This window comes from Streptococcus oralis (assembly GCF_003943415.1).
GTDB lineage: Bacteria > Bacillota > Bacilli > Lactobacillales > Streptococcaceae > Streptococcus > Streptococcus oralis_BJ.
This window is the reverse complement of record NZ_RJPK01000001.1, coordinates 464,790-489,364: the sequence shown is the minus strand read 5'-3', so window position 1 is coordinate 489,364 and position 24,575 is coordinate 464,790. Positions and strand designations below refer to the sequence as shown.

The 24,575-nt window shown below is 39.1% G+C and carries 26 protein-coding genes, 1 tRNA gene and 1 riboswitch; of the genes, 23 read left to right on the top strand and 4 right to left on the bottom strand.

The features are described from left to right. Nucleotides 1–49: 49 nt before the first annotated feature. Complete coding sequence (gene hemH, locus D8801_RS02360; RefSeq protein WP_125847580.1) at nucleotides 50–1,144, top strand: ferrochelatase; 1,095 nt, start codon at nucleotides 50–52, stop codon at nucleotides 1,142–1,144. Nucleotides 1,145–1,191: 47 nt separating this feature from the next. Here hemH and mscL read toward each other — a convergent pair whose 3' ends face one another. Continuing rightward, nucleotides 1,192–1,572, bottom strand: a complete 381-nt coding sequence (mscL, locus tag D8801_RS02355) for a large conductance mechanosensitive channel protein MscL (protein WP_093585466.1) — start codon at nucleotides 1,570–1,572, stop codon at nucleotides 1,192–1,194. Between the two features lie 84 nt (nucleotides 1,573–1,656). Beyond that, nucleotides 1,657–2,088: a GtrA family protein gene (locus D8801_RS02350; RefSeq protein WP_125847578.1), complete on the bottom strand. Its 432-nt coding sequence runs from the start codon at nucleotides 2,086–2,088 to the stop codon at nucleotides 1,657–1,659. Between the two features lie 28 nt (nucleotides 2,089–2,116). Then, nucleotides 2,117–2,213, top strand: a riboswitch (PreQ1 riboswitch). On the opposite strand from D8801_RS02350, the gene D8801_RS02345 reads away from it, so the two are divergent. The 4 genes from D8801_RS02345 (at nucleotide 2,211) to dapA (ending at nucleotide 5,320) form a co-directional block, all read left to right on the top strand. Then, on the top strand, nucleotides 2,211–2,720 hold the full coding sequence (locus D8801_RS02345) for a QueT transporter family protein (protein WP_000793850.1): 510 nt from the start codon (nucleotides 2,211–2,213) through the stop codon (nucleotides 2,718–2,720). (Overlaps the previous riboswitch by 3 nt.) A 105-nt stretch (nucleotides 2,721–2,825) precedes the next feature. After that, nucleotides 2,826–2,898: transfer RNA gene (locus D8801_RS02340), tRNA-Thr, on the top strand. 358 nt (nucleotides 2,899–3,256) lie between these two features. Further along, the gene (locus tag D8801_RS02335; RefSeq protein ID WP_125847577.1) at nucleotides 3,257–4,333 is read left to right on the top strand and encodes an aspartate-semialdehyde dehydrogenase; all 1,077 of its coding nucleotides are present in this window, start codon (nucleotides 3,257–3,259) and stop codon (nucleotides 4,331–4,333) included. Nucleotides 4,334–4,384: 51 nt separating this feature from the next. Further along, nucleotides 4,385–5,320 carry a 4-hydroxy-tetrahydrodipicolinate synthase gene (gene dapA / locus D8801_RS02330; RefSeq protein WP_125847575.1) on the top strand — a complete coding sequence of 312 codons (936 nt, stop codon included), beginning with the start codon at nucleotides 4,385–4,387 and terminating at the stop codon, nucleotides 5,318–5,320. 46 nt (nucleotides 5,321–5,366) lie between these two features. Here dapA and mnmE read toward each other — a convergent pair whose 3' ends face one another. Both mnmE and D8801_RS02320 read right to left on the bottom strand, forming a co-directional pair. Continuing rightward, on the bottom strand, nucleotides 5,367–6,740 hold the full coding sequence (mnmE, locus tag D8801_RS02325; RefSeq protein WP_125847573.1) for a tRNA uridine-5-carboxymethylaminomethyl(34) synthesis GTPase MnmE: 1,374 nt from the start codon (nucleotides 6,738–6,740) through the stop codon (nucleotides 5,367–5,369). A 132-nt stretch (nucleotides 6,741–6,872) separates the two neighbouring features. Then, nucleotides 6,873–7,055 (bottom strand): 4-oxalocrotonate tautomerase, encoded by a 183-nt coding sequence (locus D8801_RS02320; protein ID WP_001117401.1) that lies wholly within the window; start codon nucleotides 7,053–7,055, stop codon nucleotides 6,873–6,875. Between the two features lie 122 nt (nucleotides 7,056–7,177). Here D8801_RS02320 and D8801_RS02315 point away from each other — a divergent pair, with 122 nt between their 5' ends. The 18 genes from D8801_RS02315 to D8801_RS02230 all read left to right on the top strand — a co-directional run bounded on the left by D8801_RS02315 (nucleotide 7,178) and on the right by D8801_RS02230 (nucleotide 24,531). Then, nucleotides 7,178–7,768: a thymidine kinase gene (locus D8801_RS02315; RefSeq protein ID WP_061409313.1), complete on the top strand. Its 591-nt coding sequence runs from the start codon at nucleotides 7,178–7,180 to the stop codon at nucleotides 7,766–7,768. Next, a complete protein-coding gene (gene prfA, locus D8801_RS02310) occupies nucleotides 7,765–8,844 on the top strand; it encodes a peptide chain release factor 1 (RefSeq protein ID WP_125847570.1) in 1,080 nt (359 codons plus the stop codon). Before D8801_RS02315 ends, prfA begins: the two co-directional genes overlap by 4 nt. After that, the gene (gene prmC / locus D8801_RS02305; protein WP_125847568.1) at nucleotides 8,844–9,680 is read left to right on the top strand and encodes a peptide chain release factor N(5)-glutamine methyltransferase; all 837 of its coding nucleotides are present in this window, start codon (nucleotides 8,844–8,846) and stop codon (nucleotides 9,678–9,680) included. Before prfA ends, prmC begins: the two co-directional genes overlap by 1 nt. Beyond that, complete coding sequence (locus D8801_RS02300) at nucleotides 9,664–10,266, top strand: L-threonylcarbamoyladenylate synthase (RefSeq protein ID WP_125847566.1); 603 nt, start codon at nucleotides 9,664–9,666, stop codon at nucleotides 10,264–10,266. Before prmC ends, D8801_RS02300 begins: the two co-directional genes overlap by 17 nt. A 1-nt stretch (nucleotide 10,267) precedes the next feature. Continuing rightward, a complete protein-coding gene (locus tag D8801_RS02295; RefSeq protein ID WP_125847564.1) occupies nucleotides 10,268–10,699 on the top strand; it encodes a GNAT family N-acetyltransferase in 432 nt (143 codons plus the stop codon). A 59-nt stretch (nucleotides 10,700–10,758) separates the two neighbouring features. After that, entirely contained in the window at nucleotides 10,759–12,015 is a 1,257-nt protein-coding gene (gene glyA / locus D8801_RS02290) for a serine hydroxymethyltransferase (RefSeq protein WP_125847562.1), read from the top strand. A gap of 7 nt (nucleotides 12,016–12,022) precedes the next feature. Beyond that, complete coding sequence (locus tag D8801_RS02285; RefSeq protein ID WP_000356109.1) at nucleotides 12,023–12,997, top strand: nucleoid-associated protein; 975 nt, start codon at nucleotides 12,023–12,025, stop codon at nucleotides 12,995–12,997. Then, the gene (locus D8801_RS02280; protein ID WP_084946059.1) at nucleotides 12,997–13,599 is read left to right on the top strand and encodes a lysozyme family protein; all 603 of its coding nucleotides are present in this window, start codon (nucleotides 12,997–12,999) and stop codon (nucleotides 13,597–13,599) included. The genes D8801_RS02285 and D8801_RS02280 overlap by 1 nt, the downstream gene beginning before the upstream one ends. Nucleotides 13,600–13,685: 86 nt before the next feature. Further along, nucleotides 13,686–14,660 carry a DUF1002 domain-containing protein gene (locus tag D8801_RS02275; protein ID WP_125847559.1) on the top strand — a complete coding sequence of 325 codons (975 nt, stop codon included), beginning with the start codon at nucleotides 13,686–13,688 and terminating at the stop codon, nucleotides 14,658–14,660. Nucleotides 14,661–14,734: 74 nt separating this feature from the next. Beyond that, complete coding sequence (gene rlmD / locus D8801_RS02270) at nucleotides 14,735–16,093, top strand: 23S rRNA (uracil(1939)-C(5))-methyltransferase RlmD (protein ID WP_125847557.1); 1,359 nt, start codon at nucleotides 14,735–14,737, stop codon at nucleotides 16,091–16,093. A 172-nt stretch (nucleotides 16,094–16,265) separates the two neighbouring features. After that, nucleotides 16,266–17,072, top strand: coding sequence for an alpha/beta hydrolase (locus D8801_RS02265; protein ID WP_125847556.1), 807 nt, complete (start codon nucleotides 16,266–16,268; stop codon nucleotides 17,070–17,072). A gap of 11 nt (nucleotides 17,073–17,083) precedes the next feature. Then, nucleotides 17,084–17,212 (top strand): ADP-ribosylglycohydrolase, encoded by a 129-nt coding sequence (locus tag D8801_RS02260; protein WP_125847554.1) that lies wholly within the window; start codon nucleotides 17,084–17,086, stop codon nucleotides 17,210–17,212. 104 nt (nucleotides 17,213–17,316) lie between these two features. After that, the gene (locus D8801_RS02255) at nucleotides 17,317–17,943 is read left to right on the top strand and encodes an SAP domain-containing protein (protein ID WP_125847552.1); all 627 of its coding nucleotides are present in this window, start codon (nucleotides 17,317–17,319) and stop codon (nucleotides 17,941–17,943) included. Nucleotides 17,944–18,106: 163 nt separating this feature from the next. Then, complete coding sequence (locus D8801_RS02250; protein WP_125847550.1) at nucleotides 18,107–18,988, top strand: diacylglycerol/lipid kinase family protein; 882 nt, start codon at nucleotides 18,107–18,109, stop codon at nucleotides 18,986–18,988. Between the two features lie 63 nt (nucleotides 18,989–19,051). Then, nucleotides 19,052–19,543 carry a phosphoribosylanthranilate isomerase gene (locus tag D8801_RS02245; RefSeq protein ID WP_125847548.1) on the top strand — a complete coding sequence of 164 codons (492 nt, stop codon included), beginning with the start codon at nucleotides 19,052–19,054 and terminating at the stop codon, nucleotides 19,541–19,543. 176 nt (nucleotides 19,544–19,719) lie between these two features. Continuing rightward, complete coding sequence (locus D8801_RS02240; RefSeq protein WP_125847546.1) at nucleotides 19,720–21,462, top strand: glycoside hydrolase family 13 protein; 1,743 nt, start codon at nucleotides 19,720–19,722, stop codon at nucleotides 21,460–21,462. Between the two features lie 156 nt (nucleotides 21,463–21,618). After that, a complete protein-coding gene (locus D8801_RS02235) occupies nucleotides 21,619–22,494 on the top strand; it encodes a DUF4300 family protein (protein ID WP_125847544.1) in 876 nt (291 codons plus the stop codon). A gap of 243 nt (nucleotides 22,495–22,737) precedes the next feature. After that, the gene (locus D8801_RS02230; protein ID WP_125847542.1) at nucleotides 22,738–24,531 is read left to right on the top strand and encodes a KAP family P-loop NTPase fold protein; all 1,794 of its coding nucleotides are present in this window, start codon (nucleotides 22,738–22,740) and stop codon (nucleotides 24,529–24,531) included. Nucleotides 24,532–24,575 lie beyond the last annotated feature (44 nt).

The window sequence follows — 24,575 nt, the reverse complement described above, 5'->3', positions numbered from 1 at the left end:
TATTTCATGGTAGAATGGTAATTGAAAAAAACATCACAAGGACATATCAATGAAAAAAGCAATTTTAATGATGACATTCGGTTCGCCAGAAGAGATTACCTTTGAGAGTGTGGCGGATTTTTTTACCAATATTCGTCGTGGAATCAGACCCCAAGATCACGAGATTCAGACTCTCTATGACAACTATGTTCGTATTGGTGGTACGCCCCTGCAGAGGATTACACGTGATGAGGTCAGTTTAGTCAAGGAACGGTTAGGAGAAGAGTATGGCATCTACTTTGCTAACAAATTTTCTCGCCCCTTTATCCCTGATGTGATCAGGCAGATGGAGGCTGATGGTGTTGAAGAATGTATTTGCTTGATTTTAGAACCTCATTATTCCTTTTACTCAGTCATGGGGTATGAGAAGTTTCTGGAAAGCCAGCAGATTCGATTTTTAGTCATTAAGGATTGGTATCAGCAACAGTCTTTGCTGAACTTTTGGACAGATGAGGTTGGTAAAATCTTGAGAGACGAAGTGGGAGGGGAGTCCTTTAAGGTGCTCTTCTCAGCCCATAGTGTTCCAATTTTCGCCTTAGACTTTGGAGATCCTTATATCGATCAGATTTTTGATAATAGCAAGTTGATAGCAGAGCAACTCAGTCTAACCTCAGACCAGTATACCAATACTTGGCAGAGCGAGAGTGATATTGGAATCCCTTGGATCAAGCCAGATGTACTCGAGTATTTGAGAGAACAGAAACAACATCCAGAGCATTATATCTTTGTCCCAATTAGCTTTATCAGTGAGCATATCGAAGTTCTTTTTGATAACGATGTAGAATGTTATGAATTATGTCAAGAATTAGGTGTAACCTACCATCGACCACCTATGCCAAACACAGATTCCCGTTTAATTGATGCTTTAGTTGATACTGTAAGAGCCAATGAACATAAAGAATTTAAGGAATTTCTACCAGAAGAAGAAACCTTTGATGAGTTAGCACCTTCAGCAACTACAAAGGACATCATGGAGGAGACAGACGACCTTCAGATGCCAGAATTTGTGAAAAAACTGATTGAGAAAAAAGGTCGTGAAAATGTGAAGATGCCTTACTTGATTAAGAAAATGCTCGAAAAGGCTGGTAAATTGCCGAAAGAGTAAAGAGTAAAGAAAAAGGATTTAGCATGAAGCTAGATCCTTTATCTGTCTTATTTTTTCTCCAGAAGAGCTTTGATTTCTTGAAGTACTTCCAACTCAGTTGGACCAGCTGGAGCTTCCTCAGCAGCTTCTTCTTTTTTAGTAAGGCTTTGAGCTTTTTCCATAGCTTTAATAACGAAGAAGAGAACAGTACCTACAACAAGGAAGTTGATAATAGCACTCAAGAATTTACCATATGTAACACCATTCCATGCAAGCTCAGCGATGTTTTGTACTTTCGCAGCTTCCAAGGCTGGGTTCAATAGGAGTGGAGTGATGATATCATTAACAAATGAAGTAACGATAGCACCGAAAGCAGAGGCGATGATTACACCGACAGCAAGGTCAACGACATTGCCACGAAGCAAAAATTCTTTAAGATCTTTTAACATTTTCATAATTTCCTTTCAAAAACTAATCTTAATTGTACCTGAAATACCTAAATATTGCAACCTTAATGCTTAATGACATCCATTTCATTTATAAAAAACGTATATTTTACTAAAAATATAGTTAAGAATGATAATCAAAACCTGCGCAATTAGCGTTTCGATGGCATTAACCTGATCTAGTTGATTGTTGACAAATCGTCCGATAATATCGGGATAAGATGTAACAAAGATATAAGTTAAAAGGATATCAAGACCAAAGGTAAAGAGACGAGCTAAGAAAAACTTAGCCAGGCGAGTCGGCCAATTCCTTCTCTCTTGTTTAAAGACGATTGTATCATTTGTGAGAAAGGCAAAGAGGATACCGATAATATTTGCCAGTGCAGTTGCTAGGATTTCCTGATGACTGATATGGTAGATAGCTAAACGTGATAGGATAGACACTAAAGTAGTAGCACCACCGAAAAATAAGTAGGAGAGAATCTCGTTATCAAAGAAAGCTTTTATTTGATTTTTCATAATTTTAGTATAGCATAAAGTCATATATTGTGCTATACTAGTAAGGTTGATTCAATCAACCCTTGGTGCTTAGCTTCTTTCACCAAGCATATTTCACGCGGGAAACCGCCAAAGGAGAAAACATGAAAAATTTAACTGTTCGTGACATGGCAGATATTGCTATCGTTGCTGCTATCTATGTGGTTTTGACCATTACCCCACCGCTAAATGCTATTAGCTACGGTGCTTACCAGTTCCGTATCTCTGAGATGATGAATTTTCTAGCCTTTTACAATCCTAAATATATCATTGGTGTGACGATTGGTTGTATGATTGCTAATTTCTTTAGTTTTGGTATGATTGATGTCTTTGTTGGAGGGGGATCTACCCTAGTCTTTTTAAGTTTAGGTGTCTGGCTCTTTAGTAAGTACAAGAAGGACTTTTTGTTCAATGGTTTGATTCGAAAAGATCATTTCTTCTTTTCAATCCTATTCTCTATTTCAATGATTACCATTGCAGCAGAACTTCATATCGTTGCTGAAGCTCCATTCTTCTTCACTTGGTTTTCTACAGGGATTGGAGAGTTTGCATCCCTTATCGTTGGTGCGATTTTGATTGGTAAACTAGGACAGCGAATCGACCTTACAAAATAAGAAGTTTATAAGCTAGATTCTTGCTAAATCTAGCTTTTTTCATTCCATAAAATTAAAAGAGAGCGCTTGACAAGAGCATAGAACTATAGTATACTTTTTAGGTAAGCTGATTTAGCTCAGTTGGCAGAGCGCATCCATGGTAAGGATGAGGTCGCCGGTTCAATCCCGGCAATTAGCATGATAGAAACGAAATGACCTTGGGAAGCCAAGGTTTTTCTTATACTTCTGTGATAATGAAGCTAAAGAGTTTTGTCTATTGACAAATGTGACTCTATCTAGTAGAATAGTAGTTGCGATGAGTCGATAGGTAGTCTTCGGACTACTATTGAGCATAAGGAGGTCATAACGCAGGAGCGGACCTTGATGAGTTGTGTGAACCTGCTCATCACATGAAGATGCCTCTTAGTCCCTAGTCGAATGGCTAGGGATTTTTAGTTTTCAGAAAATATAGTCTAAAAATGCTTTTCAATTTTTAGAAAAAGTAGTATAATACTTCTATTATAGAAATTTTTAGAAAATTCCGAAAGAGGTTATTTATGGGATATACAGTTGCTGTAGTCGGCGCGACAGGTGCTGTCGGAGCTCAGATGATAAAAATGTTGGAAGAATCAACACTTCCTATCGAAAAAATTCGTTACCTTGCTTCTGCACGTTCAGCAGGTAAGACTTTGAAATTTAAAGATCAAGATATTACGATTGAGGAAACGACTGAGACAGCTTTTGAAGGTGTTGATATTGCTCTCTTTTCAGCAGGTGGTTCTACATCAGCTAAGTATGCACCATACGCCGTTAAAGCTGGAGCGGTAGTGGTGGATAATACATCTTATTTCCGCCAAAATCCAGATGTTCCTTTGGTTGTTCCAGAAGTCAATGCTCATGCACTTGATGCCCACAACGGCATCATTGCCTGTCCTAACTGTTCAACTATCCAAATGATGGTGGCGCTTGAGCCAGTTCGTCAAAAATGGGGCTTAGACCGTATCATCGTTTCAACTTACCAAGCTGTTTCAGGTGCTGGTATGGGAGCTATTCTTGAAACTCAACGTGAACTTCGTGAAGTTTTAAATGATGGTGTGAACCCACGTGATTTACATGCCGAAATCTTGCCTTCAGGTGGAGACAAGAAACACTATCCAATCGCCTTTAACGCACTTCCACAAATCGATGTCTTCACTGACAATGATTATACTTACGAAGAGATGAAGATGACCAAGGAAACCAAGAAAATCATGGAAGACGATAGTATCGCAGTTTCTGCTACATGTGTTCGTATTCCAGTCTTGTCAGCTCACTCTGAGTCTGTTTACATCGAAACAAAAGAAGTGGCTCCAATCGAAGAAGTCAAAGCAGCCATCGCAGCCTTCCCAGGTGCAGTTCTGGAGGATGATGTGGCTAACCAAGTCTACCCACAAGCCATCAATGCAGTAGGTTCGCGTGATACCTTTGTTGGTCGTATCCGTAAGGACTTGGATTCTGAAAAAGGAATTCACATGTGGGTTGTTTCAGATAACCTCCTCAAAGGTGCTGCTTGGAACTCTGTACAGATCGCAGAAACGCTTCATGAGCGTGGTTTGGTCCGTCCAACAGCTGAGCTGAAATTTGAATTGAAATAATGGTTTAGGAGTTCGAATGAACTCCTTCTTTGAAATAGAGAGGTGTTTCTCATGTCTTACCAAGAACTAAAAGAATGTAAAATCATTACAGCCTTTATTACCCCTTTCCATGAGGATGGTTCCATCAACTTTGATGCCATTCCTGCCTTGATTGAGCATTTATTGGCCCATCATACAGACGGCATTCTTCTTGCAGGGACGACTGCTGAGAGTCCGACCTTGACTCACGATGAAGAGTTGGAACTCTTTGCGGCTGTGCAAAAGGTTGTCAATGGACGTGTTCCTTTGATTGCGGGTGTAGGGACCAATGACACACGTGACTCTATCGAGTTTGTCAAAGAGGTGGCTGTGTTCGGTGGATTTGCTGCAGGACTTGCAATCGTACCATACTATAACAAACCATCACAAGAAGGGATGTACCAGCACTTTAAAGCTATTGCGGATGCATCAGATTTACCTATTATCATTTATAACATTCCAGGACGTGTGGTTGTCGAATTAACTCCAGAAACCATGCTTCGTTTGGCTGACCATCCAAATATCATTGGTGTCAAGGAATGTACTAGTTTGGCCAATATGGCTTACTTGATTGAGCATAAACCAGAAGAGTTCTTGATTTATACTGGTGAGGATGGAGATGCTTTCCATGCCATGAACCTTGGTGCAGATGGAGTTATCTCTGTTGCATCCCATACAAATGGAGATGAGATGCACGAGATGTTCACTGCCATTGCAGAAAGCGATATGAAGAAAGCAGCAGCTATTCAGCGTAAATTCATTCCTAAGGTCAACGCCCTCTTCTCTTATCCAAGTCCTGCTCCAGTTAAGGCTGTTTTGAACTATATGGGATTTGATGCTGGACCAACTCGATTACCTCTAGTTCCAGCGCCAGAAGAAGATGCCAAACGCATTATCAAGGTTGTCGTAGATGGTGACTACGAAGCAACTAAGGCAACCGTAACAGGTGTCCTAAGACCAGATTACTAATAAAGACAATAAAATCCATGACCGCAAGAACGATCATGGATTTTTCTTATTTTCCTAAACAGAATTGGCTAAAGAGTTGGGTAATGAGTTCATCTGGTGCGGCATCTCCGGTAATTTCACCGAGGATTTCCCATGTGCGAGTCAAGTCAACTTGTAACAAATCAACTGGCATACCCAGTTCAAGACCTTCGTTAACAGCTTGTAGGCTTTCAACAGCCTTTTCAATCAAGGAAATATGACGGGCGTTAGACAAGTAAGTAGCATCTTGCTCGACCAAACCAGCATTTTCAAAGAAGAGGCTGTTAATACGTTCTTCGATCTTATCAATGTTTTGATTTTTCAGGACTGAAATACGGATGACATATTCAGGGAGTTCTGAAGTTTCAATCGCTTCAGGCAGGTCAGTTTTATTAAGTAGAATAATGCGGTTGGTATTCTGGCTGATTTCTAAGAGTTGTCGGTCTTGTGCTGTTAGTGGTTCGCTGGCGTTTAGGACTAGTAGTACTAGGTCAGCTTCCTTGAGGGCTTTTTTCGAACGTTCAACACCGATTTGTTCCACGATATCATCTGTTTCCCGGATACCGGCTGTATCAATCAATTTGAGAGGAACCCCGTTAATGTTGACGTATTCTTCGATGACATCGCGTGTCGTACCAGCGATGTCTGTTACGATGGCCTTATCTTCACGCAGGAGATTGTTGAGAAGACTGGATTTACCAACGTTGGGACGGCCGATGATAGCTGTTGAAATTCCTTCGCGAAGGATCTTACCGCGACGAGCTGTTCTAAGGAGATTGGTTAGCAATTGTTCAAACTCCATAGTCTTCTCGCGGACAACAGCAGTAGTAGCTTCCTCAACATCATCATACTCAGGATAGTCGATATTGACCTCGACTTGGGCAAGTGTATTGAGGATTTCTTGGCGAGTATTGTTAATGAGGTCAGAAAGAGAACCGTCCAATTGTTTGACTGCAATATTCATGGCCTTATCTGTCTTGGCACGGATGATGTCCATCACCGCCTCAGCCTGTGTCAAGTCCACGCGACCGTTTAGAAAGGCGCGTTTGGTAAATTCACCCGGTTCAGCCAATCGAGCTCCTTCACGGATAGCTAACTGGAGAATTTCGTTAGTCACCGCAATCCCGCCGTGGGTGTTAATCTCGATAATATCCTCACGAGTGAAGGTTTTTGGAGACTTCATAGCCCCAATCATAACCTCGTCCATTACCTTACCAGTTTGAGGGTCAACGATATGTCCGTAGTTGAGAGTATGGCTTGCAACCTTGCTCAAGTCTTTTCCTTTGAAAATTTTTTTAGCAATGGCAAAACTGTCAGTTCCACTCAGGCGGACAATCCCGATTGCCCCTTCTCCGAGAGGTGTGGAGATAGCAGCAATGGTATCAAATTCACGTGTAATCATATTTCTTCCTTTAAAACACTTTTCTTGGAATTTTCTCCAAGGCTCTTTTCAAATTGTAACAAATTTAAACCATTTCTTCAATGGATGCCACTTGGAGATTGAAAAAGCCTAAGCAATTCTGCTTAAGCTAGTTTATTTGGTGCGCATTTCACCTTGAGGAAAGTAGGTTCCTTCAGGCATGTCATTGATAATGACATGGACAGCAGACTGAGGTGCTCCTGTGTTGCGGACAACTGCTTCAGTAACCTCCTTAGCGAGAGCTTTCTTTTGCTCTAGAGTGCGTCCTTCAAACAAATCGATGCGAACAAATGGCATAATAGCTTCCTCCACTAGTTTTTGATTTCTTCTATTTTACCATATTTTGCCATTTAAAGCTTTTGGAAAATATGGTATACTAGAATGTAGCAAAAATTTAGAAATGGACGTGAAATAGAAGCATGGCACAGTTGTATTATCGTTATGGGACTATGAACTCAGGTAAGACGATTGAGATTCTCAAGGTAGCCTATAACTATGAAGAGCAAGGAAAGGGAGTTGTGATTATGACTTCGGCTCTGGATACACGTGACGGTGTTGGTTATGTATCCAGTCGAATCGGCATGAAGCGACCAGCTCTTGCGATTGAAGATGATACAGATATCTATGGCTTAATCCGAGATTTGGAAGTCAAACCCTACTGTGTCTTGGTAGATGAGGCCCAGTTTCTCAAGCGTCACCATGTTTACGACCTAGCTCGTGTTGTCGATGAGTTAGACATCCCTGTCATGGCATTCGGTTTGAAGAATGACTTTCGCAATGAACTGTTCGAAGGCTCCAAACACCTCTTGCTTTTAGCAGATAAGATCGATGAGATTAAGACTATTTGCCAATATTGTAAGAAAAAGGCGACTATGGTACTCAGAACCCTAGACGGAAAGCCTACCTATGAGGGTGAACAAATTCAGATTGGTGGTAATGAAACCTATATCTCAGTCTGTCGGAAACATTATTTTGCGCCTGAAATCAATAAGGAGAATGAAGAAAAATGAACATTTATGATCAACTACAAGCTGTAGAAGACCGTTATGAAGAATTAGGAGAGTTGCTGAGTGACCCTGATGTCGTTTCTGACACCAAGCGTTTCATGGAGCTTTCAAAAGAAGAGGCTTCAACTCGTGACACGGTAACAGCCTACCGCGAATACAAACAAGTCCTTCAAAACATCGTTGATGCCGAAGAGATGATTAAGGAGTCAGGCGGAGATGCGGACTTGGAAGAAATGGCCAAGCAAGAATTAAAAGATGCCAAGGCTGAAAAAGAAGAATACGAAGAAAAATTGAAAATCTTGCTCCTTCCAAAGGATCCAAACGATGATAAGAACATCATCCTTGAAATCCGTGGAGCAGCTGGCGGAGATGAAGCAGCACTTTTCGCTGGAGACCTTCTAACCATGTACCAAAAGTATGCGGAAGCACAAGGCTGGCGCTTTGAAGTCATGGAAGCTTCTATGAACGGTGTCGGTGGTTTCAAAGAAGTGGTTGCTATGGTTTCTGGTCAGTCTGTATACTCTAAACTCAAGTACGAATCAGGTGCTCACCGTGTGCAACGTGTCCCTGTGACAGAAAGCCAAGGTCGTGTACACACTTCAACTGCGACAGTTCTTGTCATGCCTGAAGTGGAAGAAGTTGAATACGATATTGATCCAAAAGACCTTCGTGTTGATATCTACCACGCATCTGGTGCTGGTGGTCAGAACGTCAATAAGGTTGCGACTGCTGTGCGTATCGTTCACTTGCCAACTAATATCAAGGTTGAGATGCAGGAAGAACGTACCCAGCAGAAAAACCGTGAGAAGGCTATGAAGATTATCCGTGCGCGTGTTGCTGACCATTTTGCTCAGATTGCTCAAGATGAACAAGACGCTGAGCGTAAGTCAACAATCGGTACTGGTGACCGTTCAGAACGGATTCGTACTTATAGTTTCCCACAAAACCGTGTTACGGACCACCGTATTGGCTTGACTCTCCAAAAACTAGATACTATTTTGTCTGGTAAATTGGATGAAGTTGTGGATGCCTTGGTTCTTTATGACCAAACACAAAAATTAGAAGAATTAAACAAATAATGAAATTAGCTCAATTATTTTCAGATTTTGAAGAAGCGTTGATAAGACAAGGAGAGGAAGCAGAAAGCCTCTCTTTTGTCTATCGTAGCTTAAAAAATCTCTCTTTTACAGACTTTGTCTTTGCCCTCCAGCAAGAGGTAACAGAGGATGAAAAACAATTTGTAGAAGAAATTTACCAGCAGTTAGCGGCTCACAAACCAGCCCAGTACATCATCGGACAGGCAGATTTCTTTGGAATGCAGTTAAAAGTAGATGAGAGAGTTTTGATTCCTCGTCCAGAGACAGAAGAGTTGGTGGAGCTTATCTTGGCAGAAAATGCTGAGGAAAGTCTTAAGATTCTAGATATCGGGACTGGAAGTGGTGCCATAGCCCTTGCTTTAGCAAAGAATCGTCCAGACTGGTCAGTGACAGCAGTTGATATTTCACAGGATGCACTAGATTTGGCAACTGAAAACGCTAAAGTTCAGAATTTCCAGATATTTTTTAAAAAATCTGATTGTTTTGCAGAAATTTCTGAAAAATATGATATAATTGTATCCAATCCACCCTATATCTCTCGTGAAGATGAGTCAGAGGTCGGTTTGAATGTTTTGCATTCAGAACCTCATCTAGCTCTCTTTGCAGATGAGGATGGCCTAGCTATTTACCGCAGAATTGTGGAAGATGCAAAAGACTATCTCAAAGATGGTGGTAAGATTTACCTTGAAATTGGATACAAGCAAGGTCAAAGTGTTCCTGCGCTTTTTAGGAAACATCTTCCTGAAAAACGAGTACGAACACTCAAGGACCAATTTGGTCAAGATAGGATGGTTGTAGCTGATGATGGACAGGATTAGACAAGAGTTGGAAAAGGGCGGAGCTGTCGTTCTACCTACAGAGACAGTTTACGGTCTCTTTGCTAAGGCCTTAGACGAAAAAGCTGTCAACCATGTTTACCAACTCAAACGTCGTCCTAGAGATAAGGCGCTCAATCTTAATGTCGCCTCTCTAGAGGACATCTTGCACTTTTCAAAGAATCAGCCAACTTATCTACAAAAGCTTGTAGAGAGCTTTTTACCAGGTCCCTTGACCATTATACTCGAAGCAAATGACAGAGTTCCCTATTGGGTCAATTCTGGTCTTGCAACGGTGGGATTTCGGATGCCGAGTCACCCCATTACACTTGATTTGATTCGAGAGACTGGTCCCTTGATTGGGCCATCTGCCAATATTTCAGGTCAGGCAAGTGGAGTAACCTTTCAGCAAATCCTTGAAGATTTTGATCAAGAGGTTCTGGGTCTGGAAGACGATGCTTTTCTAACTGGACAGGATTCGACTATTTTGGATTTGTCTGGAAATAAGGTGAAAATCTTACGCCAAGGGGCGATCAAGCGTGAAGATATTCTTGCTCAGTTGCCAGAGATTTCTTTTGAGGAGGAATGAGATGCTAAGAGATTTGCAAGAAACAGATGTGAAAGCTATATGTGAGATTAACCAAGAGACTTTGGGCTATACTTTTAGTCCAGAGGACACAGCTAGTCAACTAGCTAGATTATCTCAGGATTCACATCATTTCCTACTTGGCTATGAGGATGCAGCCAGTCATGTCTTACTTGGATATGTCCATGCTGAAGTTTATGAATCCCTCTATTCCAAAGCAGGATTTAATATCTTAGCCTTGGCAGTCTCACCTCAAGTACAAGGTCAAGGTATCGGTAAAAGCTTACTACAAGGGTTGGAAGAAGAGGCAAAAAGACGGGGTTATGGGTTTATCCGATTAAACTCTGCTGATCATCGTCTGGGAGCTCATGCATTTTATGAAAAAGTTGGTTATACTTGTGATAAAGTGCAGAAACGGTTTATTCGCATCTTTTAGCTTATTTTCTTATCGAAAAACAAACTAAAGGACCAGTCACACTATAAAGGAGAAGACCTATGATTTTTGACAAAGATGATTTTAAAGCATACGATGCTGATCTCTGGAATGCTATTGCCAAAGAAGAAGAACGCCAACAAAACAACATTGAGTTAATTGCTTCGGAAAACGTTGTTTCCAAGGCTGTAATGGCTGCTCAAGGGTCTATCTTGACCAACAAATATGCCGAAGGCTACCCAGGACGCCGTTATTATGGTGGAACTGATGTAGTAGACGTAGTAGAGACTCTTGCTATTGAACGCGCGAAAGAAATTTTTGGTGCTAAATTTGCCAATGTCCAACCTCACTCAGGAAGCCAAGCCAACTGTGCGGCTTACATGGCCTTGATTGAACCAGGTGATACCGTTATGGGGATGGATTTGGCAGCAGGTGGACACTTGACCCACGGAGCTCCAGTTAGCTTCTCTGGTCAAACCTACAACTTTGTTTCTTATAGTGTAGATCCTGAAACAGAACTCTTGGACTTTGATGCGATCTTGAAACAAGCCCAAGAAGTAAAACCAAAATTGATCGTAGCTGGTGCTTCAGCCTATTCTCAAATTATCGACTTCTCAAAATTCCGTGAAATCGCTGATGCTGTTGGGGCTAAGCTCATGGTAGATATGGCCCATATCGCTGGTTTGGTGGCAGCTGGTCTTCACCCAAGCCCAGTGCCATACGCTCATATCACTACAACAACGACCCACAAAACCCTTCGTGGACCACGTGGTGGTTTGATTTTGACAAATGATGAGGAACTTGCTAAGAAGATCAACTCAGCTATTTTCCCTGGTATTCAAGGTGGTCCTTTGGAGCATGTTGTCGCTGCTAAGGCTGTTTCCTTCAAAGAAGTTTTGGATCCAGCCTTCAAAGAATATGCAGCTAATGTTATCAAAAACAGCAAGGCTATGGTTGAAGTCTTCTTGCAAGACCCTGATTTCCGTATCATTTCTGGCGGTACTGAAAACCACCTCTTCCTAGTGGATGTGACTAAGGTTGTAGAAAACGGAAAAGTTGCTCAAAACTTGCTGGACGAAGTCAATATTACCCTAAATAAAAACTCAATCCCATACGAAACCTTGTCACCATTCAAGACAAGTGGGATTCGTATCGGATCTGCAGCCATCACTGCACGTGGATTTGGTGAAGAAGAAAGCCGTAAAGTTGCTGAACTCATCATTAAAACCCTTAAGAATGCAGAAAATGAAGCTGTCTTAGAAGAAGTGAGAAGTGCAGTCAAAGAATTGACAGATGCCTTCCCATTATACGAGGACTAATACTTTTATGGACATTTATATTAAGAAAGCTATTATTCATCAGTTCAGCCCAGATGATACCGAGTTGTTCCTGGCGGATAAGTTTCTCAATATCACTCCAAAAATTGAAGAATACCTGCGTAAGAAAATCGAACGTGTGTATTCAGATGAAGCTAAGACTGGGATTTTCGAAGAAGAAAATCCCTTCTTCAATCACATCACAGATGATTTGTTGGAGACATCAGTAACACTGGCTAATCTCTGGAAAGAGGAGTTCAGCATTTCTGAAAACCTCAAGACCAATGACTTGGTTTTTGTTCAGTTTTCTAAAGAAGGTGTTGAACATTTTGCTTTCTTACGAATTGCCTTGCGTGAGACCTTAACCCACCTCGGTGGAGAAGTTGATAACCCAATCAAGCTAACCCAGAATAACTTGCCTGGATTTGGAACAGGGGCTGACGAGGCCTTGGTGGTCAATCTTCAAAGTCGCAAGTACCATCTCATCGAGAAACGTATCAAGTACAATGGGGCTTTTTTGAATTATTTTTCAGATAATCTTCTTGCTGTCGCTCCTAAGATTTCTCCCAAAAAATCCATCAAGGAACTGGAAAAAACGGCTCAGAGAATCGCAGAGTCCTTTAACACAGATGATTTTCAATTCCAATCCAAGGTCAAATCAGCTATTTTCAACAATCTAGAAGAAAGCAATGAACTGTCACCTGAAAAATTGGCCAATGACCTTTTTGACAACAATCTGACAGCTCGTTTGAGCTTTATCGATCAGGTCAAGGAAGCTGTACCAGAACCAGTCCAGTTCGATGAAATTGATGCCAGTCGTCAGCTCAAGAAATTTGAAAACCAAAAACTTTCCTTGTCAAACGGAATCGAACTTATCGTTCCCAATAATGTTTACCAAGATGCAGAATCGGTCGAGTTTATCCAAAATGACAATGGAACCTATTCTATCTTAATCAAAAATATCGAGGATATTCAAAGTAAATAATGTTTAAATTACTACGAAGAGTGCTAGTGCTAGCAGTCTTCCTTTTCGCTGTCTATAAAGTCTATCATATCCATCAAGATGTGAAGCAAGTCATGACCTACCAACCCATGGTTCGAGAAATCCTGAGTGAAAGAGATACTCCAGCCAATGAAGAGCTTGTGCTCGCCATGATTTATACCGAAACGAAGGGAAAAGAAGGCGATGTCATGCAGTCTAGCGAGTCTGCTAGCGGTACCACAAATACTATCAATGACAATGTGACGAGCATTCGTCAGGGAATTCAGACATTGACTGATAATCTCTATCTAGCTCAGGAAAAGGGTGTTGATGTCTGGACAGCCGTGCAAGCCTATAATTTTGGCCCCGCTTATATCGATTTTATCGCTCAAAATGGCAAGGAAAATACTCTAGCATTAGCCAAACAATATTCTCGTGAAACCGTCGCTCCAATTCTTGGAAATACCACTGGGAAGACCTACACCTATATCAACCCAATTTCTATCTTTCACGGAGCAGAACTTTATGAAAATGGTGGAAACTATTACTATTCTAGACAGGTACAATTCAACCTTTATATCATGAAATTATTTAATTTCTTTTAAACATCTGGTTTTGCCAGGTGTTTTTTGCTATAAGTTTTCTTTAAGATTGTTTTATTACCCTAGAAAGGTAAAGGAGGGAATATCCCATGAGAAAGAAATTCTTTCTAACAAGTGCTGCAGTATTGTGGGCCGCAACAGCTATGACGAGTGTCCACGCAGCAACAGATGTTCAAAAAGTAATCGATGAAACCTATGTACAACCAGAATATGTCCTAGGTTCTTCTCTATCTGAAGACCAAAAAAACAAAACTCTTAGCAAACTTGGCTATGACGCATCAAAAGACACCAAAGATATCAAAACTATGACACCTGATATCTATTCGAAAATTATGAATGTGGCTAATGATGCTAGCCTACAGCTCTATTCGTCAGCCAAGATTCAAAAGTTAGGTGATAAGTCGCCTCTAGAGGTCAAGATTGAAACGCCTGAAAATATCACCAAGGTGACGCAGGATATGTACCGTAACGCAGCAGTGACGCTGGGAGTGGAGCATGCCAAAATCACAGTTGCAGCCCCCATTGCAGTTACAGGAGAGAGTGCCCTAGCAGGGATTTACTACTCGTTAGAGGCCAATGGTGCCAAAGTACCGCAAGCCAATAAAGACTTGGCTCAAGAAGAGTTAAAAGCCTTGTCTGATATCAATGCTGAAAACAAGGACAAGTCAGGTTATGATGCCAATAAACTCAATGTCGCTTTGGCAGATATCAAGGCAGGAATTGCAAAGGCAAAAGAAGCCAAAGGCAATCTGACAGAAGAGGATGTCCGCAAAATTGTAGAAGACACACTAAAAAACTACAAACTCGATCAGGTTATAACAGGAAACCAGGTCAATATCATCATCAATTTTGCACTTAATCTCTCAAAGAGTGACATTTTGAACAATGCTGATTTCACTAAAACCCTAAATGACCTCAAGGAAAGCATTGTCTCTCAAGCTGGAGATAGCTTCAAAAATATCAATATCAACTTTGATGCCAATAAAGCGCTGGAAGACGGGGGCAACTTCTTTAGCTCCCTGTGGCAAGCTATTGTCAACTTCTTCAAGAGTTTTGGTGCTTAGGTCATTTCATGATATAATAGATGGTAACAGAAATGTTGCCGTCTTTTTTTGTCGGCCGATAGAAAGTGAAAAATATGTTAAAGAAAAATGATATTGTAGAAGTTGAAATTGTTGATTTGACCCATGAAGGTGCTGGGGTCGCTAAGGTAGATGGTTTGGTTTTCTTTGTAGAAAATGCTCTACCAACTGAGAAAATCCTCATGCGAGTCCTTAAAGTCACTAAAAAGATTGGCTTTGGGAAGGTTGAAGAATACCTTACTTACTCTCCACATCGTAACCAAGATCTTGACCTAGCTTATCTGCGTTCAGGTATCGCTGATTTGGGGCATATTGCCTATTCAGAGCAGCTTAAGTTTAAAACCAAGCAAGTCAAAGACAGTCTCTACAAGATTGCCGGAATTGCAGATGTAGAGGTCGCTGAAACGCTCGGCATGGACCATCCAGTCCAGTATCGAAATAAGGCACAGGTGCCCGTTCGTCGAGTGAATGGTATCTTGGAAACTGGCTTTTTCCGTAAAAATTCGCATGACCTTATGCCTCTTGAAGATTTCTTCATCCAGGATCCTGTTATTGACCAAGTCGTAGTAGTTCTACGCGATTTGCTTCGTCGTTTTGATTTAAAACCTTATGACGAAAAGGAACAGTCTGGCTTGATTCGGAACCTTGTGGTGCGACGTGGGCACTATTCAGGACAAATCATGGTTATTTTGGTAACAACTCGTCCTAAAATTTTCCGAGTGGACCAATTGATTGAACAAGTTATCAAGCAGTTCCCAGAGATTGTGTCTGTCATGCAAAATATCAACGACCGAAATACCAATGCGATTTTCGGCAAGGAGTGGCGCACCCTTTATGGTCAAGACTATATTACGGATCAGATGTTGGGAAATAACTACCAAATCGCTGGCCCAGCCTTTTACCAGGTCAATACAGAAATGGCGGAGAAACTCTATCAAACGGCCATTGACTTTGCGGAGTTAAAAGCAGATGATGTGGTGATCGATGCCTACTCAGGGATTGGAACGATTGGATTATCCGTTGCGAAGCATGTCAAGGAAGTCTACGGTGTTGAAGTGATTCCAGAAGCGGTAGAGAATAGCAAGAAGAATGCTACCTTGAATAATATCACTAATGCCCACTATGTCTGTGACACTGCTGAAAATGCCATGAAGAACTGGCTCAAGGAAGGTATTCAACCAAGTGTTATCTTGGTTGATCCTCCACGCAAAGGCTTGACCGAAAGCTTTATCAAAGCAAGCGCCCAAACAGGAGCAGACCGCATCGCTTATATTTCATGTAATGTGGCAACCATGGCGCGTGATATCAAACTCTACCAAGAGTTAGGATATGAATTGAAGAAAGTCCAGCCAGTGGATTTGTTTCCACAAACGCATCACGTCGAGTGTGTAAGCTTGTTAGTGAAACGTAGTTAATCCTCTCACTTTTTCATTTTAGGACGAGAAGCTTCAAAGCTCCATTGGAGCTTTGAACTCCCCGAACATTTTGAGTTCCACAAACGCATCATGTTGAGGTAGTATCACTGCTTGTACGAGCTGAATAAACAAGGATGTAGCTAGTGAAAGTCCTAAAGTAAGGAGTTTAAACATGAAATTCCATGAATTTGGTGATAAGAATTTGCCTCCTATCTTACTGATACATGGTGGTGGCAGTTCTTGGTGGAATTATCTTCGTCAAGCACGAATCTTGTCAGAAGAATACCGTGTTATTCTACCCACTTTGAATGGCCACGGTGAGGAATATCAACTTGATTATGTTTCTACTGAAGATTCTGCTTTGGAGATTCTAGACTATATCAAAGCAAACTGTGGTGGGAAATTGTTTGCAATCGGTGGTGTTTCACTTGGTGGTCAAATTGCCATGGAGCTTTTGTCTTTAGACAGTGAAATTGCTGAGAAGGCCATCATAGACGGAAGCCTCTGTATTCCTCAACCAAGGTTAGCTAAAATCAGCATCTTTCTAGTGTCACTATTTGGTAAACTGATGTTCAATAAATTCTCTTGCAAACTTCAGTTCAGCATGATGAACAAACTCTATCCTAAACTGGCTTATCCAGAGGAAATAAAAGCTTATTATTTGGAGGATTTGCCAAGGACGCCTATCAAAACGTTGGTGACTATTTACAAAAACTATATGGGATGTTACAAGCTGAAAGATATGATTTCTGCTAGCAAGGCTCAGGTTCTGTATATCTATGGTGAAAAAGAATTGAACTGTGTGAAAGAATCAGCGAAATTATTTCATCAGCTACATTCAAATACAATTTTGTATGAAGCAAAGGGCTATAACCACGGCTATTTATCAGCTTACCTGCCTTATGAGTGGATTGATTTGGTGGTGCCATTTTTAAAGAGTGATTCATTAGAAATGTGTAACGAATCTGATATGCCATAAGGAGGAATACCATGCTAGGAGCAATTATTGGAGATATTGTAGGTTCAGTTTACGAATGGAACAATATCAAAACGAAGGATTTTCCTTTATTTTGTGAGGATTGTTTTCTCACTGATGATACGGTAAGTCCGAACCGCTGAGTGTGTGAGTTTGTTAGTGAAACGTTGCTAATCCTCAAAATAAAGAAACTAAAACTCCATTATTTCGAGATGACAGCCTAAATTGGTTTTAAGGAGGTAAAATATTGATAGAAAGCAGACCTGAGTTTGAAAAAATCTCATCCTTTGATGAGTTCAAAAAATACTATTGGTATCGTGATGAACTTTCACAGATATGCAAGTCATTAGGGCTTGAATATAGAGGTACCAAACAAGAACTCAATCATATTATTGAGCAGTACTTTAAGGGGAAATTGATTAAAAAATCAACAGTAAAAAGGAAAAAGAAACGAGTAGAAGTCCTTACCTTAGATACGCCCTTACTTGAATGTGGATTCTCCTTTAATGCAGACTTTAGAGAATATTTCTCAACTTTAACAGATGTTTCGCCCTTTAAATTTACTGCTGATATGGCTACAGCTTGGAGAAAAGTAAAAAGAGAAAATGATTTGAGTTTTACAATCCAAGATATGCTAAAAGTTTATTATGGAAATTCAGATTATGCCAAGTATGACCATTCGGTTTGTCAATGGAATCAGTTTTTAAAGGATTTCTGTGCAGACGAAAATAGTCGAAATTACTCGAATAAACTAAAAGTAGCTTCTATTCTTTGGAAAGAAGTTAGAAATTCAAGTAATGAAAAAATTTATTCAAAGAATCTTTTGACCGAATATGCTGATAAAATAAAAGAGTATGGCGAGGTAGTTAAATAGAAGTGCATTTGTTTTGAAAATCTGAATTTTTAACTAGCTATTATACATTAATGCCCAGTACGTCAAAGTTCTTTTTTCTGAGTTTTCATTATATAATAGCATTATATGTAATGATAAATGTAGCTACGCTAATATTTCTATTTAAAATTCAAGGAGAAAATCAATGAAAAAAGCAATGTTAATTATTAACCCTACCTCTGGTGGGGAAAAGGCTTTGGATTATAAGGTCAAGCTGGAGAATAAAGCCAAAGATTATTTTGAGCACGTGGAAACCAAAATTACTGAAAAAGCGTTAGATGCAACACATTTTGCTGAGGAAGCTTCACGTGAGCAGTACGACGCAGTGGTTGTTTTTGGTGGAGATGGGACAGTCAATGAAGTCATTTCTGGTATTGCTGAGAGAGACTACATTCCTAAGTTAGGGATTATCCCAGGCGGTACGGGTAACCTCATCACGAAACTTTTGGAAATCAATCAAGATATCGATGGTGCGATTGACGAACTCGATTTTAACTTAACCAACAAGATTGATATCGGTAAAGCGAATGACAATTATTTTGGTTATATCTTTAGTATCGGTTCTCTGCCTGAGGCGATTCACAATGTTGAAATTGAAGATAAGACAAAATTTGGTATCCTTGCCTATGCTGTAAATACCATGAAGTCTGTTATGACGGATCAGGTCTTTAATATTAATGTCGAGACAGAAAATGGAAATTATGTCGGTGAAGCTAGTCATGTTTTGGTTCTCTTGACAAATTACTTCGCTGACAAAAAAATCTTTGAAGAAAACAAAGACGGATATGCTAATATTTTGATTCTAAAAGATGCTTCTATATTCTCAAAATTATCCGTTATTCCTGATTTACTAAAAGGAGATATTGTCGGTAATGATAATATTGAGTATATCAGAGCGCGTAATATTAAGATCTCATCGGATAGTGAATTGGAGTCAGATGTTGACGGCGATAAATCGGATAACCTACCTGTAGAAATCAAAGTCCTAGCTCAGCGAGTAGAAGTATTTTCAAAACCGAAAGAGTAGAAGGTAAAAATTAGTTTATTTTTCACAATGAAATCAAGTTCTATATCAACGATTGGAGGAGGAATGAATTCTCTATTTGATGAATTTCGAACAATTTGTTCTCATTTAAACCAAGTCGGAATCACTCCGACGCTCATGGGGTCTTTGGGGTTTGAATACCGTTCAAATGAAGAATGGGGGCCGTCTGACATTGACATTCATGTGCCTGGTGACCCTAGAGGTTGGGAAGCACCTGATCATCTCAGAATTTATGAGTGGGACAAGATAATGAAAGTGATGAAACACTTAGGCTATGCCTTAATAGATATTCATGAGCATGAATTCCAAAAGGATGGTCTGAGTGTTGAATTCGGAAGTATCGATTCTTTACCTGATTTTGCAGGAGTTTCGGAGTCGGATATAGAGCTGATCCATCTCGATGACATCACTTTTCGCATTCCAAGTTTGAAACAGTTTTTAAGTATTTACAAGGCTTCTTCCCAAGATTCCTATCGAAATGACCACAATAACAATAAGGATTTTAAAAAAATTGAGTGGCTGGAAAGACATTTGTAAATTATCATATGAAAAGTAGTAAGTTGTATGACTGTCTGCTTTTTTATTTATAGAAACAAACCACTTGAAACTACGGACAAGCCTTGCAAATAAAATACGAAAGTAGTATACTAGAATCACAATTATGAAAACGTTTGCTCAATAAGATGAATGAAAGTAAACTAGGAGACAGAACAGTGGAATTAACAGCCATTTACCACAGACCAGAGTCGGAGTATGCTTATCTTTATAAAGATAAGACAATGCACATTCGTATCCGAACGAAAAGAGGAGATATCGAAAGTATCAACTTACATTATGGAGATCCTTTTATCTTTATAGAGGAGCGTTATGAAGCAATCAAGGAGATGACCAAAGTTACCTCCGATGCTTTGTTTGATTATTGGCAATCGGAGATTACAGTTGGCTATGCACGACTCCAGTATCTCTTTGAACTCAAGGATAATAATCAAGGTCAGAGTATCTTATATGGCGATAAGGGATGTGTTGAAAACACGCTAGAAAATCTTCATTATGAAGGAAATGGATTTAAAATCCCTTATATACATGAGATTGATGCTTGCCAAGTTCCTGACTGGGTGGCTGATACAGTTTGGTATCAGATTTTCCCAGAACGCTTTGCTAATGGGAATCCTGTGATTTCTCCAGAAGGGGTGCTAGCTTGGGATTCCTCTATCAAACCAAAGACGAGCGATTTCTTTGGTGGGGATTTACAAGGGATTATTGACCATCTGGATTACTTGCAAGACTTAGGTATTACAGGTCTTTATCTCTGTCCGATTTTTGAATCCCCAAGCAATCACAAGTACAATACGACGGACTATTTCGAAATTGACCGTCATTTTGGAGACAAGAAAACCTTCCGTAAACTGGTGGAGGAGGCCCATCGGCGAGGCATGAAAATCATGCTGGACGCTGTTTTCAACCATATCGGAGACCAAGCTCCACAGTGGCAGGATGTTCTCAAACATGGTGAAGATTCTATTTATAAAGACTGGTTCCATATTCAAGACTTTCCAGTCGTTAAAGAAAATCTCGTTAATAAAAGAGAACTATCCTACCACACCTTTGCCTTTGAGAGCTATATGCCTAAGCTCAATACGGCAAATCCTCAAGTGAGAGACTATTTGTTGAGCGTTGCGACCTACTGGATTGAAGAGTTTGATATCGATGCTTGGCGCCTAGATGTTGCGAATGAAGTCGACCACCAATTTTGGCGAGATTTCCGTAAGGCTGTCCTTGCTAAAAAGCCTGACCTTTATATTCTTGGAGAAGTCTGGCACACGTCTCAGCCTTGGCTAAATGGCGATGAATTTCACGCAGTCATGAACTATCCTCTGTCTGATAGTATCAAGGATTATTTCTTGCGAGGGATTAAGAAACCTCATCAATTTATCGATGAGATCAATAGCCAATCTATGTACTATAGACAGCAGATTTCGGAAGTGATGTTTAATCTTCTAGATTCTCACGATACGGAGCGTATTTTGGCTACTGCCAAGGGAGATAGCCAACTTGTTAAGTCTGCCCTAGCCTGCCTCTTTTTACAAAGAGGAACACCGTGTTTCTACTATGGAACCGAGTTAGAGTTAGACGGAGGGCCAGACCCAGATTGTCGTCGCGCTATGCCTTGGGAACGTGTTTCCGACAGTAATGAGATGCTTAATTTCATGAAGAAATTGATTCAGCTTCGCAAGGATGTTTCAGACATTATCCAACATGGAACATATAGCCTGAAAGAAATCAAGCCAGATGTGCTATCTCTGGAATGGAATCATGATGGGCAAAATCTCCGAGCAATTTTTAACCAATCAACTGAAAACTATCTTGTAGACCGTGATTCTGTAGCGTTAGCCAGCCATTGCCAAGAATTGGAACAACAACTGGTGATTTTGCCTAAAGGTTTCGTCATTCAATAAAAAATAGGATTAAAAATGCTGTGATGAATGGGTGATTCGTGCAGTCTTTTTTTGACTGATGTAGTATAATAAAGCTAGGTCACAGATTCCTAAATGAGTGATTAGTGAAGAGTGTCTACAAAGAAATAAAGACTTGTAGTCTAGAAGGAGAATTGCATGAAACGAACGAGAAAAGTAGTAGTTTTGGGAATGTGTTTACCCTTATTACTTGGACTCATTGTTTGTCACCAAAATAATACGAGCACTGAAGCTGCAAATCAGGCACAGACCAGTTCAGATAAAGTTCCTTGGATAGCTTCATATACCAATCTAAACAATCAGGTAAGTACCGAAGAGGTCAAATCTCTCTTATCAGCTCATTTGGATACAAATAGTGTTGATGCATTTTTCAATCTTGTTACAGACTATAATGCGACTGTCGGCTCCACTGGCTTAAGTGGTGATTTTGCCTCCTTTACAAAAACGGAATACGATGTTGAGAAAATCAGCAATCTCTGGAATCAAAAAAAGGGGGACTTTGTCGGGACCAACTGCCGTATTAATAGCTATGCGCTCTTGAAAAATTCAGTTACGATTCCAAAAATTGAAAAGAATGATCAGCTTCTTTTCGTGGATAACGACGCTATCGATAAGGGAAAGGTATTTGATGCGAAAGATAAGGAAGAGTTTGATATTCTATTTTCTAGGGTGAAGACGGAAGCAATGACGGATGTAAAAATTCACGCGCAGAAGATGGAGAAATTCTTCTCCCAGTTTCAATTCAATGACAAGGCTCGAATGCTGTCAGTTGTTTTGCATGATAATTTGGACGGAGAGTATCTTTTTGTCGGACACGTTGGTGTTTTAGTTCCAACTGATGATGGTTTCTTATTTGTAGAGAAACTGACTTTTGAAGAGCCTTATCAAGCTATTAAGTTTGCGAGTAAGGAAGATTGTTACAAATATTTGGCTACCAAGTATGCGGATTACACAGGTGACGGACTAGCTAAGCCTTTCATCATGGATAATGATAAGTGGGTTGAAGGATATTAAGGTAGGCAAGCGAGAAGCAATATGGGGACAGTAATAGCGTTTTAGTTCTTATTCTTATCGAATTCTTGACTGTAAACATTCGTCTGTGAAGCGACAGAAGATGAGGATTAGAATTTTTTGTGACATATCTACAAGAACAATTGCTTTTAAAAACCTTAATATTAAGTGTCATTAACATAGTATAAATTGAGTGTTATTCTTAATTTAGCATATTCTATATAAAATATTTTGAAAGGAAATTATATGTACAATTCATTTTCTGATATTCCAACTGTAAAAGACGAATTTATGATTGACGAGTATATTCTTGGATTATCAAACTTTATTACTGGATGCGAGACTCCTTTAACACTAGCTATTCAAGGCGATTGGGGGACCGGAAAAACCAGTATTATGTATCAAGTTGAGGAAAAACTTAAAGAAAAATCGTCAAGTAATTCAAAAAGAAAAATTAAAACAATATTTTTTAATACTTGGCAATATTCACAATTTGATATGGATAAGAATTTAGCAGTCACGTTAATTACAGATTTAATTGATGAATTAGAAGTAACGGATGTAAATAAAAGAGAGAACTTTAAAAAATCTTTGGCAGTTATTACAAAAGGTATGGAATATCTTAAACTAGATTTTGGTCTCTTAAACATTGAAAAAATTAATGATCAACTTCTAAAATTAATAAGCAATGAAGAAAAAGCTAATAATTTAAAAAATCTGAAACAAAATCTACAAAGTATCATTGATGACTCTATCAAAGAAAATAATTATGAAAAGATAGTAATTTTCATTGATGACCTTGACAGATTAGTCCCCAAAAAAGCGATTGAATTCTTAGAAATTTTAAAACTTTTCTTAGATTGCAGAAATTGTGTCTTTGTTTTAGCTATTGATTATAATGTTGTTTTAAGAGGAACAAAAAGTAAGTATGGTGATGATTTGGACAACGAAAAGGGAAAAGCTTTTTTTGAGAAAATAATTCAAGTACCTTTTACTGTACCTGTTGCAAATTATCATATGGAGAACTTTGTTAATGTCTCTTTGGAAAAACTTAATTTTTATTTTAATGATGACGTTACAAAGAATGTAACTCAATTAATTAGAGACTCAATCGGAAATAATCCTCGCAGTGTTAACAGATTATTCAATTCTGTCAGTCTTTTAATGCATATTATAAACCCAAATAATGAGTTAGAAAATGATGATAAATTACTAATCATAGCTACAGTATGTTTTCAATTACGATTTGATGAAGCTTATAACTATTTATTAACTTCATATAATAACAGTCCCGAAGATTCTGAAGAAACTAAATATTTTCTCATTGATTTACTTGAAAATTCATTTGAAATACCTGACGATGCTGATTATAATTCCCTCGTGTCTCGCTATGGTATCTTTAGTTTTAAAAACCAAAAGGAGTTAGAATCTTTCAGAAAATTTTTTAATACTTTGAAATTATTGCTTAAATATAATGTTGATAAACTAGAAGTTGAAGAATTCGAAAATTTGATGAAAAGAATGAGCTTTTCAAATACAATTTCAACCGGAAACTTCGATATAGATATAAATAAAACCTCAACTCAAAATCATTCACCGAATGAAGATGTTCAATTCGTTATTCGCAAATTATTTAATACACTGGTTAATACTAATCATTTCGATCTTTCGAAACCAGAGTATTTTGGAAAAGAGAAGAAGGAAGAACGCGAAATGCCAATTTCATTAGATTTTATAAAGATAGCTAATGAATATAATATAGTTCGATTAACACAAGGAAAAGGACAAGGATTAAATATTTACTCTCAAAATAATAAATCGAACTCAATTTATATATCGGGTGATACTTATGGAAATATAAATAATGATGGTATACAAATCTATGTTAATAAGAAACTAATAGGAAAGATTAATAGAAACACATATAAACATTTTAAAGCTAAAATGTTACGACAGAATCTCCAAAAATATGACGAATTTGAAAAAATTTTTTTAAGTGATTTTTCAAGGCTCTTAGAGGATGCCAAAAAATATTTTTAGCTTTTTAGTGCTTTTTGATTTCACTAGTTGACTAAACGATGAAA